Here is a 16,300-nt window from a genome sequence, read left to right as displayed (position 1 = left end):
CACGCCAGCAGCACCGGCGAGGAGGCCGTCGCGACGGACGGCGGGGGAGTGCTCGCCGAAGCGTCCGAGGTGCTGCTCGACGAAGGGAACGGCGCCGGCTGGGCGGAACGCCACGACGAGGAGTGGGCGGAACGCGAGTCGCGCAACCAGCTGAAGCACGTCGCCGGCCTCGGCGAGCTTAAGGACGTCACCGAGGTCGAATACCGCAAGGTGCGCCTCGAACGCGTCGTGCTCGTCGGCGTATGGTCGAGCGCGAAGACCACGCAGGCGAAGGCCGAGGAGTCGCTGCGCGAGCTCGCCGCGCTCGCCGAGACCGCGGGCGCCGAGGTGTGCGACGGCCTGCTCCAGCATCGTCTCAAGCCGGACGCCGCCACCTACGTGGGTTCCGGCAAGGCGCGCGAGATCGCCGACATCGTCGCGCGCGAGGAGGCGGACACGATCGTCGTCGATGACGACCTGCCGCCGAGCCAGCGCCGCGGACTTGAGGACGCCGCCAAGGTGAAGGTCGTCGACCGCACCGCCGTGATCCTCGACATCTTCGCCCAGCATGCCACCAGCCGCGAAGGCAAGGCGCAGGTGGAGCTCGCCCAGCTCGAATACATGCTGCCGCGCCTGCGCGGTTGGGGCGGGTCCCTGTCGCGTCAGGCGGGCGGCCGCGCGGCCGGCGCGGACGGCGGCATCGGATCGCGAGGCCCGGGCGAGACGAAGATCGAGATGGACCGACGCGTCATCCGCACGCGCATCGCCCGCCTCAAGCGTCAGATCCGCGAGATGGCGCCCGCCCGCGAGGTCAAGCGCGGCTCGCGCCGGCGCTACGGGCTGCCCACCATCGCCGTCGTCGGCTACACGAACGCGGGCAAGTCGTCGCTGACGAACCGGCTCACCGGATCGACGGAGCTCGTCGAGAACGCGCTGTTCGCCACGCTCGACACGGCCGTGCGCCGCGCGAAGGCGCGCGACGGCCGTCTCTATGCCTACGTCGACACCGTCGGATTCGTGCGTCGTCTGCCCACGCAGCTCGTCGAGGCGTTCAAATCCACGCTGGAGGAGGTCGCCGAGGCCGACGTGATCCTGCACGTCGTCGACGGCTCGCACCCGGACCCGTTCTCGCAGATCGACGCGGTCAACGAGGTGCTGTCCGGCATCGACGGCGCCGAATCCATCCCGCGCATCATCGCGTTCAACAAGGCCGACATGTGCGACGAGACCACGCTGGAACGGCTCGCCGCGCTCGAACCGGACGCGCACATCGTCTCCGCGTTCGACGGCCGCGGCGTCGACGCGTTGCGCGACGCCGTCGAATCGCTGCTGCCCGTGCCCAACGTGCACGTGGACGCGCTCCTGCCGTACACGGCCGGCGCCCTGCTGTCCCAAGTGCGCGAATACGGCCATGTCGAAAGCGTCGAATGGCGCGACGACGGCGTGAAGGTCGTCGCCGACGTCGACGCGCATCTCGCCGCGCGCATCGTCGCCGTCGCCGTCGACTGACGTCGGCGCGGCGGCGTGCGGTGTCGCGCGGCCGCCGTCCAATATCTTCGTGGCTCGCGATGTGACTTTGCCCACATGTGTCGCGCGATGCGCGTGTGAGCGATAACAACGTTGCCGTTGCAAGGATTCCGTCAACCAACGTTCGACGCGTCGTCACGTTATGCGAGTACATTGGTAGCCGTTGGTTGAATGATGCCCGGCAACGGGCATTGACTCTAAGAGAGGTTCATTAACATGGCTGAATTGGTCAACAAGCCCACGAAGCTCGCTGTCATCGGCGCCGGCGCCGTCGGCTCCACCCTCGCGTTCGCCGCCGCCCAGCGCGGCATCGCCCGCGAGATCGTCCTCGAGGACATCGCCAAGGAGCGCGTCGAGGCCGAGGTGCTCGACATGCAGCACGGCTCCAGCTTCTACCCGACCGTCTCCATCGACGGCTCCGACGATCCGGAGATCTGCCGCGACGCCGACATGGTCGTCATCACCGCCGGCCCCCGCCAGAAGCCGGGCCAGTCCCGCCTCGAGCTCGTCGGCGCCACCGTCAAGATCCTCCAGGCCATCATCCCGAACCTGGTCAAGGTCGCCCCGAACGCCATCTACATGCTCATCACCAACCCGGTCGACATCGCCACCCACGTCGCCCAGAAGATCTCCGGCCTGCCCGAGAACCAGGTCTTCGGCTCCGGCACCAACCTCGACTCCGCCCGCCTGCGCTTCCTCATCGCCCAGCAGACCGGCGTCAACGTCAAGAACGTCCACGCCTACATCGCCGGCGAGCACGGCGACTCCGAAGTCCCGCTGTGGACCTCCGCCACCATCGGCGGCGTCCCGATGCTCGACTGGACCCCGCTGCCGGGCCACGAGCCGCTCGACGCCGACACCCGCGAGCAGATCCACCAGGACGTCAAGAACGCCGCCTACAAGATCATCAACGGCAAGGGCGCGACCAACTACGCCATCGGCATGTCCGGCGTCGACATCATCGAGGCCGTCCTCAAGGACTCCAACCGCATCCTGCCGGTGTCCTCCATGCTCAAGGACTTCCACGGCATCTCCGACGTGTGCATGTCCGTCCCGACCCTCATCAACCGCGCCGGCGTCAACACCGCCATCAACACCCCGGTCTCCGACAAGGAGCTCGCGGCCCTCAAGCGCTCCGCCGAGACGCTGAAGGAAACCGCCGCCCAGTTCGGCTTCTGATGAAAACGGCGATGCGCGGAGCGTCTTCGGCGTTGCGGTAGGCTCGACGTACCTTCGTACGCCTTCGCCTCCCGCGCCTTGAAGCCGCACGCGCGCATCACCATTTTCATAGGGTTGATGCCCAACGGCTTTTTTCGTGAAACAACCCCTGTACGGGTGCCTTGTGTGGGCCCGTACAGGGGTTGTTCTTTTCCGGCTCCCGCTGGCGGGAGCTGTCGGACGGAGTCCGACTGAGGGTGGTTCGACCTACTCGTGGAGGGATTCGTCGGAGGGGGAGTCGTAGCCTTCCGGTTCGAGCTGGAACGTGGTGTGGGGGATTGAGACCGGGAAATGCTCGCGCAGGCAATCCTGCAGCTGCTCGAGGATCACCGCCGCCTGCTCCATCGTGAGCCCCCGATCCACCACCACATGCGCCATCAGGAACGGCATGCCCGTCGACACCGTGCTCGCATGCAGGTCATGCACCGCCACCACATGCGGCACCTGCTCCAGATGCTCGCGCACCTCGTCCAGATCCAGCCCCTCCGGCGTCTCCTCCAGCAGCACATGCACCGCCTTGTGCAGCAGCGACACCGCGCGCGGGATCATCATCAGCGCGATCACGCCGCCCGCCACCGCGTCGAAGCCCATCCAGCCCGTCGACATCATCACCAAGGCGGACAGCACCACCGCCACCGAACCCAACGCGTCGTTCATCACCTCGAGGAACGCCGCCTTCATGTTCATGTTGTCGCCGCGCTGCGAAGCCAGGATGAAGATCGACGCCACATTGGCCGACAAGCCTAGGATGCCCACGAACAACAGCAGATTCACGTCGTCGATGCCATGACCGGCACCGCCGAACAGGCGCATGCCCGCCTCCACCAGCGCGTATACGCCCACGATGAGCAGCACCACCGCGCCAGCCGCCGCCGTCAGCACCTCGAGCCTCGCCCAGCCCCACGTGCGCGTGCTGCTCGGCCTGCGGCCCATCAGCACCGCCGTCACCGTCGAGGCGATCAACACCGACATGTCCGTCAGCATATGGCCGGCGTCCACCAGCAGCGCGAGGGAGCCGGTCAGCACCGCGGCCACCACCTCCACGACGAACACCGAAGCCGTCACCGCCAGCGTGGCCGTAAGCCTGCGGCGATGGGCCGCCGCCTCCCGGCCGGATGGCGACGGCGTTGCGGCCGAACCATGCGCATGATCGTGAACCATGACGACACCTCGCTTCCATCGGCCCCACGCAGGTGAGACCGTTTCTCACTACCATTCCCGGTAGCGTCCGAAAACACGAGGACCCCGGCGTTGCGGCCGGGGTCCATGACGATGACGACTATAGCACGCGCGCCGCTACAGGCGGCGCAGCACCGTGACCACGCGTCCCATGATCGTCGCGTGCGTGCCGTCGATCGGCGGATAGGCGGGATTGTGCGGCATCAGCCACAGGTGCCCGTTCTCGCTGCGGTACGTCTTCACCGTGGCCTCGCCGTCCAGCAGCGCGGCCACGATGTCGCCGTTCACCGCGTCCTGCTGCTCGCGCACCACCACGAAGTCGCCGTCGCAGATCGCCGCGTCGATCATCGAATCGCCATGGACCTCGAGCATGAAGAGATTGCCGCCGGGGCCCGTCAACCGTTCGGGCAGACGCATCACGTCCTCGACATGCTGTTCGGCGGTGATCGGCACGCCCGCGGCGATGCGGCCCACCAGCGGCACGTCGCGCGACTCCCGTACCGACGCGGACGACGACGCCGGGAACGGCACCACCACGGTGGAGCCCTCCGCCATCGGCGAGGAGGCGGGGGAGGAGGGGGCGTCGTCGATGTGTTCCGGAGGGGTGCCGAAGGCCGACGCCCCCGCCGTGGGCCGGAGGATCTCGATGGCGCGCCCCTTGTTGGCGTTGAGGCGGATGAACCCCTTCGCTTCGAGCGTCTGCAGCTGGTGCTTCACCGACGAGGGGCTCTTCAGACCGGCCGCCCGGCCGATGTCGCGGAAGGAGGGGGAGAAGCCGCGCTCGCTCTGGTACGTCCTGATCGCGTCGAGGATCATCCGCTGACGTTCCGTCAGCTCCCTCTCGTCCGGTTCGCCGGCGTTTCCCGGCCTGAACGGTACGGTGCCCATGCGCGCTCCTTTCCTGTGAATGATGCAAGCATAGCGCCGAAACGGGCAATCGGCAAAACATATGTTCGACACGGCGGGTTGCGATGTTCGAACATATGTGCCACAATCAAAACAACTGTTCGATGGAACGTCTGTTCGAAAGGATGTGGTCGTCATGGCGAAGACGATGGAACGGGCGGTCGTGGTGGTGTTGGCGGCCGTCGCGATATGGATCGGCGTGGGCGTGCTGTTCTCCCCGGCGCAGGCGAGAAGCGCCACGGGCGCGATGGAGGTGACGAGCTATACGGTCCAGCCGGGGCAGACGTTGTGGACCTATGCCGAGATGATCACCCCGGAGGGCGGCGACGTGTCCGAATCGGTGGACGAGCTGATGCGTCTGAACGACATGAGCGGCACCGAGGTGCGCGCGGGCCAGCGCATCGTGGTGCCCAGGGACGCGGCGAGGTGACGGGCTCCGGGGCGTGTCGAAACCCCGCCGCGGCGGGGCGCGGGGTGGGTCACGGTATGGTGGATGGCATGCATTGCCCGTATTGTCACCATGCCGAGACGAAGGTCATCGAGACCCGCGTCAGCGAAGACGGCTATTCGATTCGTCGTAGGCGCATGTGCCTGCATTGCAACAAGCGTTTCACCACACTGGAGACCACCACCTTGCTGGTCGAGAAGCGGTCCGGAAGCCTGGAGCCGTTCAACAGGGACAAGGTCATCTCCGGCGTGCGCAAGGCCTGCCAGGGGCGTCCGGTCAAGGAGGACGACCTGAGGAAGCTCGGCCAGCGCGTCGAGGAGGATCTGCGATCCACCGGACAGGCCCAGGTCACCTCCGACGAGGTCGGCAAGGCCATCCTCAAGCCGTTGCGGGAGCTCGACCAGGTCGCCTACCTGCGGTTCGCCAGCGTCTACCAGAACTTCGAGGACCTGTCCGACTTCCAGCGCGCCATCGACGCGCTCAAGGACTGAACGGACCATACCGATTCTCGGCATCTTCGGCAAGGCCCCGGTGTCCCGTTCCTGTTTCGGAACGGGACACCGGGGCCTTGCCGTGTCCGTCCCGGGCCGCCGGCGGATGGCGACGAGGGACGGACACGCGGCGCGACGGGCGCGACGCGTCAGGAGATCACGCGCATGCGGATGGTCCCCTCGATGGAGCGCAGGGCCTCCAGGGCGGTCTTGGAGGGACGCTGGGACACGTCGGTCACCACGTAGCCCAGTTCGCCCTCGGTGCCGAGCGACTGCGCGGCGATGTTGATGTTCTCCTCGCCGAGCACGCGGTTCACGTGGGCGAGCACGCCCGGCAGGTTGGCGTGCAGGTGGGCGATGCGGGCCACTCCGCGGTTCGCGCCCAGATTGATCTGCGGCAGGTTCACCGACAGCGAGGTCGAGCCCTTCTCCCAGTAGTCCTCGAGTCGCTGCGAGACGAAGTGGCCGATGGCCTCCTGAGCCTCCAGCGTCGAGCCGCCGATGTGCGGCGTGAGGATCATGTTGTCCTCGTCGGCCAGGGCCGTCTCGAACGGGTCGCCGGTCTTCTTCGGCTCCACGGGGAACACGTCCACGGCCGCGCCGGACAGGTGGCCGGAGTCCAGATGCTGCTTCAATGCGCCGAGGTCGGCGACGAAGCCGCGCGAGGCGTTGATGAAGATCGCGTCCTGCTTCATGTGGGCGAACTGGTCCTCGCCGAAGAAGCCGGTGTTCGACTTGCGGCCGTCCACGTGGATCGTCACCGCGTCCGACTGTTCGAGCAGCTCGTTGAGCGTCGCGCAACGGTGGGCGTTGCCGAGCGCCAGCTTCTCCTCCAGATCGTAGAAGACGACGCGCATGCCCAGGGCCTCGGCGAGCACGCTCAGCTGGGAGCCGATGTTGCCGTAGCCGATGATGCCCAGGGTCTTGCCACGCACCTCATGCGAGCCGGTGGCCGTCTTGTCCCATACACCGTGCTTGAGATGGTGCGTGTGGGCGGGGATGCGGCGCATCAGGCAGATGATGTCGCACAGCACCAGCTCCACCACGGATCGCGTGTTCGAATACGGGGCGTTGAACACGGCGATGCCCTGCTCCCCGGCGAAATCGAGATCCACCTGGTTGGTGCCGATGCAGAAGCAGCCGACGGCGGACAGCGTCGGGCGCGCCTCGAGCACGCGGCGCGTCACGCTCGTCTTGGAACGCACGCCGACCACGTCGACGCCGTCCAGCGCGTCGATGAGCTCGTCCTCGTTCAGCGCCCCCTTCATCGTCTCCACTTCGAACCCGTGGTCGCGCAGCGACTTGGCCGCATCCGGGTGAATGTTCTCCAACAACAGTGCTTTAGGCATATTCCCCACCTTAGAGTTCCAGGTCCTTTTCGTCCAATGAGGTCCGCACGATGGCCAGACGCTGCGTCGGACGGGTCATCGCCACGTACAGGTCGGCGGCCGCCACCAGGCGGCTCGGCGCCTCCTGGTCGATGAGCCCGGGCTCGACGAGCACGACCGCATCGTATTCGAGGCCCTTCACCGTCTCGGTGCCGCACACGTCCACCTGACGGTCCCAGGTCTCCTGTTCGGCGAGCCTGCGCGCCTCGTCGTCGCCGAGGACGGCCTTCAGCTGCGGCGCGAGCGCCCGGCGCAGCTCGAAGCGCAGCGCGTCGGGGGCGATCACGGCCACACGGCCCGAACCGTCCTGGGCGACGAAGCGCTTCGCGAGCTCGGCCGCCTGCCGGGCCGCCGCCCCGACCAGCTCGTCGCGCGTGCCCACCGTGGTGCGGGACACGGAGTCCGCGATCCGCCGCACCGCGTGCACGGTGGAGATGTAGAGCCCCTGCGCCTCGGCGAACCGTCCGGCCAGGTCGGACACCTCCTGCGGGTTGCGGTAGTCGATGGTCAGCTCGTTGAGGTCCCAGCGGCCGCGGCCGAACAGACGGTTCATCGTCTTCGGCCACGAGCGGGTGCCGCCGAGCGCGCTGGTCTGCGCCACGTCGCCCACGATCGTGAACGAGCGGGACGGGCAGCGGCGCATGAGCATACGCCAGTCCATGGCGGTGAGCTCCTGCGCCTCGTCGACGACGATGTGTCCGTAGGTCCATTCGCGGTCGCGGCCGGCGCGCTGGGCCGTCGCCTCGCCGTCCGGGCCGTTGATCTGGTCGACGAGCATCTGCGAGGTGACCAGACCGGTGCCGATGCCGTTCTGCGCGAGCGTGTCCTGCGCGAACCGCAGCTGTTCGGCCTGCACGGCCTCCTCGCGTCGCCGCTTCGAGGCGATCTTCGGATCCTCGCCGAGCAGCTCCAGCGCCTCGTCGAGCAGCGGCACGTCGGAGCGGGTGATGGCCGAGCCCTTCGGGCGGGTCAGTTCTGCGACGTCCTCCTCGCCGAGCCAGGGGGCGAAGCGGCGCAGCTTCGCCGGCTTGGAGAACATGTCGTCGATGAGCCATGCGGCGTTCATCGGCAGCCAGGCGAGGTTCAGGGCCACGCGGACCTTGTCGTTCATGCGCAGCAGCGAGACCGCGCGGTTGAGCTCGTCCTGGTCGGGCGTGTAGTCGAGCTGCTCCTCGTAGCGCGTGCGCATCGCGGAGATCATCGACTTGACGAAGGTCTCGCGCGCCTTGTTGTGCGGCTGGCGGGTGCGCTTGGCGTCGCCGATCGCCTGTTCGACGTCCACGGCGAGCATCGGCACGCTCATGCCGTTGATCTGCACGACCGGCAGGTCGGCGGGCACGCGTTCGCGCGCGGCGACGGCGTTGCGCACCGCGTTGGCCATGCGGTGGTCGCCCTTGAGTTGGGCGGCGCGCGGCGAGTCCGTGGCGGTCGCCTCGACGCCGGGGATGAGGTCGGCGATGGTGCGCGAGACCACGCCGGTCTCGCCGAGGGACGGCAGCACCTGGTCGATGTAGTGCAGGAACGTCGTGCTGGGACCGACCACGAGCACGCCGGAACGCTCCAGCGTGCGGCGGTGGGTGTACAGCAGGTAGGCGGCGCGATGCAGCGCGACCGCCGTCTTGCCGGTGCCGGGGCCGCCCTGCACGACCACTGCGCGGTCCATCGCGGAACGGATGATGTGGTCCTGCTCGGCCTGGATGGTGGCGACGATGTCGGTCATCTTGCCGGTGCGGCGCGAGCTCAGCGAGGCGAGCAGCGCGCCCTCGCCGGTCAGCGTGCCCGATTTGGACGCCTCGCCGACCTGGTCGGAATGGACGTCGAGCACCTCGTCCTCCAAGGCGACCACGTCGCGGAAGCTCAGGGTGATGTGGCGCCGCATCACGATGTCGCCATGATGGGAGGGGGTCGCCTCGTAGAAGGGCCGTGCGGCCTCGGCCCTCCAGTCGGTGAGCATCGGCACATGCCGTTCGTCGGACAGACCGATGCGCCCGATGTAGCGGCGCGACCCGGAGACGTCGTCGAGACGGCCGAACACGAGACGGTCCTCCACGGCGCGCAGCTGGGTGAGCCGGTCCTCGTACATGGTGGCGAACGAGTCGCGTTCGGTCCGTTGGGTGGGCGAGCCATGCGAGCCCGCGGCGCGCACGGTGTCGAGACGTTGCCTGGCCTCCGCGCGCAACGCGTCCAGACGGTCGTATGCGCGGCTGACCGCGCGCTGTTCCTCCTCGATCTGCGAGGCGTAACTCGACATGTGTTCCGTTTCCCCTGTTCTGGTCTCCTGAAAACTTGAGTGTTCCAATCTACTCCTCACCCCCAACGAGCGCGGGGCGCGGTCCGTTCTCCACGGGTGAATTCCCGGTGAATTCCGTCCGCGTGGCGTCCGGGGCGGCGAAAAAGCGCGGATTGTGTGCGCGTGTGGGGAACGATGGGGAAAAGTGGGGTAGAGTGGGGAGGCAGTGTGGTCGGAGTGTGTCTGGATGTCGCGCGAAGGAGGTGGGGCGGATGGCCGGCGAGACCGTGAACGGGATGCAGGCGGAGGGGTTCGGCCCCGCCCAGGGGGGAGCGAACCTCGCCGGCTATCCGGGATACGCCGGCTATCAGGCGTACCCGGGATACCCCGTCATGGGGGCGCCCGTAGCGTCCGGAAACGAGCCCGGCGTCGCCGGAGGCGGCATGGCGGGCGTGCCGGCCCCCGCGCCGCAGGCGATCCAGCCGCAGGCGGCGCTCCCGCCGCTCATGCTCGGCACCTACACCCCGAAGATCGACGCGAAGGGACGCATGGCGCTGCCCGCCAAGATGCGCGCGCAGCTCGGCACCGGGCTGGTCATGGCGCGCGGGCAGGAACGTTGCGTGTACCTGCTGCCCGCCATGGAGTTCCGGCGCATCGCGATGCAGATCCAACGCACCTCGATGGGCGACAAGGCGGCGCGCGACTACCTGCGCGTCTTCCTGTCCGGCGCCGTCGACCAGGATCCCGACAAGCAGGGGCGCGTGCTCGTGCCGCAGATGCTGCGCGACTACGCGAACCTCGGCAGCGACATCGTCGTGATCGGCGTGGGCACCCGCGCGGAGATCTGGAACCGCGAGGCGTGGGAGACCTACCTCGCCGACAAGGAACAGGGATACGCCGACATCGCCGACGACGTCCTGCCGGAGGTGGGACTGTGAGGACCGTGACCGCCGGCGACGCCGTCCCCGGCACGGACGACGAACGAACCAGAACCAACGGAACCATCGGAACGCAGACCGCGACGACGGTGAACCACGAACATTCCAAGGAGCACGACATGAGCGACACGAGCGCCGCGACGAGGGACCCGGCCACGATCCACCAGCCGGTCCTGCTCGACGACTGCGTGCGTCTGGTCACCTCGGGGCTCGACCGCGCGGACCATCCGGTGATCGTCGACTGCACGCTGGGACTCGCCGGACACGCCACCGCCTTCCTCAAGGCGGCGCCGCACGCCCGCCTCGTCGGCATCGACCGCGACGCCGAGGCGCTCGCGCTCGCCACCGAACGCATGGGACGCGAGGGCCTCGCCGACCGCTTCGTCCCCGTGCACGCGGCCTTCGACGAATTCACCGAGGCGCTCGACGCGCACGGCATCGGCCGCGTCGACGCCGTCTTCATGGACCTGGGCCTGTCGAGCCTGCAGATCGACGAGACCGACCGCGGCTTCTCCTATTCCCACGACGCGCCGCTCGACATGCGCATGGACGTGAGCCAGCCGCTCACCGCGGCCCGCGTGCTCGCCGAATACGACGAGCGCGCCCTGACGCGCATCTTCCGCACCTACGGCGAGGAGAAGTTCTCCCGTCCGATCGCCCGCGAGATCGTCAGACGGCGGCAGGAGGAGGGGCCGCTGGCCACCTCCGCCCAGCTCAACGCGCTCGTCGACGAGGTGATCCCGAAGGCGCACCGTCCCGCCGGCAACCCCGCCAAGCGCGTGTTCCAGGCGCTGCGCATCGAGGTGAACGGCGAACTCGACAAGCTCGCGCGCACCCTGCCGCAGATCGCCTTGCGCCTCGCCCCCCACGGGCGCATCGTCGTCGAGTCCTACCACTCGCTGGAGGACAAGACCGTCAAGACCTTCATGGCCCAGGGACTCACCGCCGACGTGCCGCCCGACATGCCGGTCGTCCCGCCGGAGGCGCGCCCGTTCTTCAGGGAGCTGACGCGCGGCGCCGTCAAGGCGGACGCCGAGGAGATCGCGGCGAACCCGCGGTCCGCGTCCGTGCGTCTGCGCGCCGTCGAACTGTCCAGGCCGCTTCCCGCCCGCGCCGTCGAACGGTTCGGACGGGACGCGCTGCCGCGCGACGCGCACGCCGGCCGCGCGGCGGACGACCGCCGCAGGCACGGAAGGAGGAACTGACATGGCGACCCCAGCACGCACGACACGTTCCGTCGCGTCGCGTCGCCCCGAACCCGCCTCCCGGCCGGCGTCCCGCCCCGAGCTGCGCGTCGTCGACGGCGGCGCCGACGACCGCGCCGGCCTCGTCGAGGGGCTCGGACGATTCATGACGTGGGTGAGGACCCGTTCCGCCCCGACCGTGCACATCGTCGTGGCGGTGACGTTCCTCGCCGGCACGCTCATCGGCGCGCTCATGCTGCGCACGCAGATGGTGAGCAACGCCTTCGAGGTCTCCCAGCTCGAGACCTCGATCAGCCGCCTCACCCAGGACGTGCAGGACGACCAGGCGAAGCTCGACCAGCTCGAGGCGTCCCTGCCCCAGAAGGCCAGCGACATGGGCATGGTCCCGCAGTCCGGATCCGTGACCATCGATTTGAACGGCTACCAGGAGCCACAGGAAGGCGGCCAGTGATGATGAAGCGCATCAGGGCGTTCGCCCGCGCCCACGGGATGGACGGCTTCATGGTGAAGAGCCTCGCCGTCGGGATCGCGCTCGCCGTGATCGGCACCGTGTGCCTCGGCAGGCTCGCCTGCGTGCAGCTGCTCGAAGGCCGGGCCACCGCCCAGGCGGCCACCAACGCGCGCACCTCCAAGGTCGTCACCAGCGCCAACCGCGGCAAGATCCTCGACGCGAACGGCACCGTGCTCGCCCAGAGCGTCGAACGCTACAACATCATCGGCGTGCCGGACGCGGCCACCGGGTTCACCCCCGTGTCCTGCGGCTCCAAGCAGGCCGAATCCCTCGGCTACTGCCATGAGATCGACGGCAAGCCGGTGGGAGCGACCGGCGCGGCCGCCGTCGCCCGCCTGCTCGCCCCCATCCTCAAGATGGACGCGATGGAGCTCGGCGCCATGCTCAACGGCACCGGCCAGTACGTCGTCATCAAGAAGGACGTCACCCCGCAGGTCAAACGCCAGATCGACAAGCTCGGCCTGTACGGCATCGTCTACGGCGAGCTCAGCAGCGAGCGCGTCTACGCGGAGAGCACGCTGCTCGGCTCGCTGCTCGGCGGCATGAACGACGACGGGCACGGCGCGGCCGGTCTGGAGCAGACGCTCGACAAGACGCTGAGCGGCACCGACGGCTACACGGTCTACCAGCGCGGCAACGGCGGCGAGGTCATCCCCGGCACCGTCACCGAGTCGAAGGAGGCCGTCGACGGCAAGGACGTGACGCTGACCATCGACTCCGACGTGGACTGGTACGTGAAGAAGGTCCTCACCGAGGGCGTCCAGTCCAGCCACGCGCAGTGGGGCATCGCCGTCGTCATGGACACGCGGACCGGCGGCATCGTCGCCCTCGAGGACTCCGACCAGGTCAAGGCCGGCTCCGACGAGGCGAAGCTCTCGGTCTCGCGCGCGGTCAGCCAGACCTTCGAGCCCGGCTCGATCGGCAAGGTGCCGGCGCTCGCCGCGATCCTGCAGAACGGGGCGCACAAGATCACCGACAAGTTCTCCGTGCCCTACGAGTACACGAAGAGCAACGGGCAGAAGTTCCACGACGCCGTCGAGCACGCCACGAAGCACTGGACGCTCGCCGGCATCCTGCAGAACTCCTCGAACGTCGGCATGGTCATGGCCTCCGAGAACGTGACCTCGCAGCAGCGCTACGACATGCTCACCAAGTTCGGCATCGGACAGCCCACCGGCCTGAACCTGCCCGGCGAGTCGCAGGGCGTGCTCGGCACGCCCGAATCGTGGGATGGCCGCACGAAGGACACGATCCTGTTCGGCCAGGGCTACACGGTCAACGCGCTGCAGCTGACGCGCGCCGTGTCGGTCATCGCGAACGGCGGCGTCATGCGCCAGCCGTCGATCATCAAGTCCGTGACCGACGCCGACGGGCACGTGACCGACGAGTCCCACGGCGAGGCGACGCGCGTCATCGACGAGAGCGTGTCGGACGAGATCAAGAACGCGATGGAGTCTGTCGCCGAGGAGTACAAGACCACGGCGGGCGTGGACGGCTACCGCGTGGCGGCGAAGACCGGCACCGCCGAGGTCGTCGGCTCCACCGGCCAGCTCACCTCGATCATCGCCGACTTCTCCGGCATCATCCCCGCCGACGATCCGCGCTATGTCGTGACCGTGGTCATGCTCGACCCGGACGGCATGTATGGTGCTACCACATCCGGCAAGCTGTTCGCGCAGATCGGTGAATTCCTCATGCAGAAGTACGAGGTGCCGACCTCGTCGCCGCGCACGGATGCTATTCCGGTTGAGTGGTAACACGGGCGAAAGGGAGAATATGAGCGCAGTGAGCGAGTCCATCATGCAGCGCATGACACTCGGGCATCTCGTCGAGCACTACGGCTGGGATCTGGTGCCGCCGTTCGCCAAGTCCGTCACCGTCACCTCGCTCGCCGACGACATCGACTCGGTCGCCCCCGGCGCGCTCCTGTGGTCGGACCACGACCTCGACGTGGACGCGCTGCGCCGCGCGCGCCGCAAGGGCGCCTACGCGGCGATCGTCCCCGAAAGCACGCGGGGCAACCTGCCCGAGGACCCCGACATGCCGATCCTGTACGCGTCACCCACCGACGAGGAGCTCGGCGCGCTGGCCGCGCAGATGGCCGGCAACCCGTCCAACACGCTCGCCGTGTTCGCCGTGAGCGGCGGCACGCCGACCGAAAGCGTCGCCGTGGTGGACAAGCTCGCGAAGTTCCTGCACATGCTCGGCAATCCGGTGGGCGTGATCAGCGTCGGCGGTTCGTATTCGCTGGAACGCGGCCTCGACCTCGACTATCCGCTCGGCGTGCTCGACCTGCAGCGCACGCTCGCCGTATGCGCCGAGGACGGCGCGGCGGCCGTGGTCATCGCCCTGGACGATCTGACCGTCTCCACGCACGCGCTCGAATCGGTCAGCGTCGACGTGTTCGGCTCGGCGACGCCCGCGCCGGCGAACGCCGACCGCGCGGTGATCGAACGCATGCAGGACGAATACGGCTTCCGCGCCGACGAGCAGATGCGCGTGACCAGCCGCACCGAGGAATCGGACACGCTGGCCCGGATCGCGACCACCACGGACACGGACGAGGAACGGCGGCGCCTGTCCCTCGCCATCGCCATGGTGCTCGCCGCGGGAGTGCGGCGCAACAACATCAGGAACGCGCTGCGGGTGGCCGGCGACCTCTCATGAGGCGCGCCGCCGTGACGCGCGCCCGCCCACGACGCGGACGGCCGTGCGGCGGACGGAACGACCGAAGAACGACAACGAACGACAAACGAGGAGCTCAGGTTTGACGGACAGCACAATGATGCCGATGACCATCGGCCAGATCGCGGAGGCGACGGACGGACGCATCGTCCCGCCGGCGGCGGGACAGGTGCCGGAAGGCGCGGTCGCGCGCCACACGGTCAGCGATTCCAGGCAGGTCGGCGAGGGCGGCGTGTTCGTCGCCATCAAGGGCGAACGCGTCGACGGACACGACTATGTGGCGCGTGTGGGAGCCCAGGGCGCCGTCGCGGCGATCGTCGACCACGAGGTCGCCGGCGCCGACGTCACCCAGATCGTCGTCGACGACACGGTCGCGGCGCTCGGCGCGCTTGCGAAGCGCAACATCGAACTGCGCCGCGCCACCGGCGAGCCGTTCACGCTCATCGGACTGACCGGATCGGTCGGCAAGACCACCACCAAGGACCTGCTCAAGGCGCTGCTCGCCACGATGGGCGAGACGGTCGCCCCGGTCGGCTCGTTCAACAACGACATCGGACTGCCGCTCACCGCGCTGACGGTGGGGGAGTCCACCCGCTACTTCGTCGCCGAGATGGGCGCCAACCACGTCGGCGAGATCGCCGGGCTCACCCGCATCGCCCCGCCGGACATCGCCATCGTGCTCAAGGTCGGCGTCGCGCATCTGGGCGAGTTCGGCTCCGTCGAACGCATCGCGCAGGCGAAGTCCGAGATCGTGCGCGGCCTCGCGCCCGGCGGCACGGCCGTTCTCAACGCCGACGACGCGCACGTCGCCGCCATGGCCGCCATCGCGCCCGGCGACGTCCTGTGGTTCGGCGTCGACCCGGCCAACGCCGGCAAGGACGCGCTCACCGCGCGCGACGTGGCCTGCGACGCGACCGACCGCGCGTCCTTCACGCTCGCCGCCGACGACGGTGCCGACGCGCACGTGACGATGGGCATCCCCGGCGCGCACAACGTGATGAACGCGCTCGCCGCCGCCACCGTGGCCCGCCGCCTCGGCATGGGACTCGACGACATCGCCCGCACGCTCGGCGAACAGAAGCGCATCAGCCCGCACCGCATGGCCGTCTCCACGGTGCGCGAAGGTGACGCCGAATTCACGCTCATCGACGACTCGTTCAACGCGAACCCGGATTCGATGAAGGCCGGCATCGACGGACTCGCCCGCTGGGGCGCCGGAAGCGGCCCCGAACCGTATCGCGTGGCCGTGCTCGGCGCGATGCTCGAACTCGGCGGCGACGAACGCGGTCTGCACCGCGGCATCGGCGAATACGCCGCCCACGCCGGCATCGACCGGGTCATCGCCGTCGGCTCGCCGGACGACCCGGAGTTCGACGCGCTCGCCGCTTCGATCGCGCAGGGCGCGACGGAGGCGGGCATGGACGCCGACGCCGTCGCGCAGGTGCACGACACCGACGCGGCCGACGCGCTCGTGCGCGAGGCGGCCCGCGGACATGCCGGCACCGTCGTGCTGCTCAAGGGATCGCACGCCTCCGGGCTGAGCGCGCTCGCCGCGCGCTGGACCCCGGACGCATGACGCCGCCGCACACCGCCGC

Annotated in this window: 14 protein-coding genes; 10 read left to right on the top strand and 4 right to left on the bottom strand. The window is 68.8% G+C overall.

All coding sequences use genetic code 11. The features are described 5' to 3' along the window. The first annotated feature begins 48 nt into the window (after window positions 1-48). Together hflX and AC1AYX_RS02200 are read left to right on the top strand one after the other, a co-directional pair. Complete coding sequence (gene hflX, locus AC1AYX_RS02205) at window positions 49-1,488, top strand: GTPase HflX (RefSeq protein ID WP_476502038.1); 1,440 nt, start codon at window positions 49-51, stop codon at window positions 1,486-1,488. A gap of 234 nt (window positions 1,489-1,722) precedes the next feature. Beyond that, entirely contained in the window at window positions 1,723-2,685 is a 963-nt protein-coding gene (locus tag AC1AYX_RS02200) for an L-lactate dehydrogenase (RefSeq protein WP_163196046.1), read from the top strand. Between the two features lie 246 nt (window positions 2,686-2,931). Here the strand turns inward: AC1AYX_RS02200 and AC1AYX_RS02195 are convergent, their stop codons facing one another. Both AC1AYX_RS02195 and lexA read right to left on the bottom strand, forming a co-directional pair. Continuing rightward, on the bottom strand, window positions 2,932-3,885 hold the full coding sequence (locus AC1AYX_RS02195) for a cation diffusion facilitator family transporter (protein WP_476501950.1): 954 nt from the start codon (window positions 3,883-3,885) through the stop codon (window positions 2,932-2,934). A 135-nt stretch (window positions 3,886-4,020) separates the two neighbouring features. Next, window positions 4,021-4,791, bottom strand: coding sequence for a transcriptional repressor LexA (lexA, locus tag AC1AYX_RS02190; protein WP_476501949.1), 771 nt, complete (start codon window positions 4,789-4,791; stop codon window positions 4,021-4,023). A 154-nt stretch (window positions 4,792-4,945) separates the two neighbouring features. Between lexA and AC1AYX_RS02185 the strand changes: the two genes are divergently transcribed. Beyond that, window positions 4,946-5,239, top strand: a complete 294-nt coding sequence (locus AC1AYX_RS02185; RefSeq protein ID WP_476501948.1) for a LysM peptidoglycan-binding domain-containing protein — start codon at window positions 4,946-4,948, stop codon at window positions 5,237-5,239. A 68-nt stretch (window positions 5,240-5,307) separates the two neighbouring features. After that, window positions 5,308-5,748: a transcriptional regulator NrdR gene (gene nrdR, locus AC1AYX_RS02180; RefSeq protein ID WP_476502037.1), complete on the top strand. Its 441-nt coding sequence runs from the start codon at window positions 5,308-5,310 to the stop codon at window positions 5,746-5,748. Between the two features lie 149 nt (window positions 5,749-5,897). Here nrdR and serA read toward each other — a convergent pair whose 3' ends face one another. After that, window positions 5,898-7,097 carry a phosphoglycerate dehydrogenase gene (gene serA, locus AC1AYX_RS02175; protein ID WP_476501947.1) on the bottom strand — a complete coding sequence of 400 codons (1,200 nt, stop codon included), beginning with the start codon at window positions 7,095-7,097 and terminating at the stop codon, window positions 5,898-5,900. Between the two features lie 10 nt (window positions 7,098-7,107). Continuing rightward, window positions 7,108-9,387: a HelD family protein gene (locus tag AC1AYX_RS02170; RefSeq protein WP_476501946.1), complete on the bottom strand. Its 2,280-nt coding sequence runs from the start codon at window positions 9,385-9,387 to the stop codon at window positions 7,108-7,110. 422 nt (window positions 9,388-9,809) lie between these two features. Here AC1AYX_RS02170 and mraZ point away from each other — a divergent pair, with 422 nt between their 5' ends. The 6 genes from mraZ to AC1AYX_RS02140 all read left to right on the top strand — a co-directional run bounded on the left by mraZ (window position 9,810) and on the right by AC1AYX_RS02140 (window position 16,281). Continuing rightward, window positions 9,810-10,304: a division/cell wall cluster transcriptional repressor MraZ gene (gene mraZ / locus AC1AYX_RS02165; protein ID WP_476502036.1), complete on the top strand. Its 495-nt coding sequence runs from the start codon at window positions 9,810-9,812 to the stop codon at window positions 10,302-10,304. A gap of 119 nt (window positions 10,305-10,423) precedes the next feature. Beyond that, window positions 10,424-11,509, top strand: a complete 1,086-nt coding sequence (gene rsmH / locus AC1AYX_RS02160) for a 16S rRNA (cytosine(1402)-N(4))-methyltransferase RsmH (protein ID WP_476501945.1) — start codon at window positions 10,424-10,426, stop codon at window positions 11,507-11,509. A gap of 1 nt (window position 11,510) precedes the next feature. Next, the gene (ftsL, locus tag AC1AYX_RS02155) at window positions 11,511-11,960 is read left to right on the top strand and encodes a cell division protein FtsL (protein WP_476501944.1); all 450 of its coding nucleotides are present in this window, start codon (window positions 11,511-11,513) and stop codon (window positions 11,958-11,960) included. Beyond that, the gene (locus tag AC1AYX_RS02150) at window positions 11,960-13,777 is read left to right on the top strand and encodes a peptidoglycan D,D-transpeptidase FtsI family protein (RefSeq protein WP_476501943.1); all 1,818 of its coding nucleotides are present in this window, start codon (window positions 11,960-11,962) and stop codon (window positions 13,775-13,777) included. The genes ftsL and AC1AYX_RS02150 overlap by 1 nt, the downstream gene beginning before the upstream one ends. A 19-nt stretch (window positions 13,778-13,796) precedes the next feature. After that, complete coding sequence (locus tag AC1AYX_RS02145; RefSeq protein ID WP_476501942.1) at window positions 13,797-14,687, top strand: UDP-N-acetylmuramyl peptide synthase; 891 nt, start codon at window positions 13,797-13,799, stop codon at window positions 14,685-14,687. Between the two features lie 115 nt (window positions 14,688-14,802). Next, a complete protein-coding gene (locus AC1AYX_RS02140) occupies window positions 14,803-16,281 on the top strand; it encodes a UDP-N-acetylmuramoyl-tripeptide--D-alanyl-D-alanine ligase (RefSeq protein ID WP_476502035.1) in 1,479 nt (492 codons plus the stop codon). Window positions 16,282-16,300: the final 19 nt, after the last annotated feature.

It is taken from the genome of Bifidobacterium sp. LH_419 (assembly GCF_056356955.1).
Note: the sequence above shows the minus strand (reverse complement) of the source record. Positions and strands in the feature narration are given on the sequence as shown.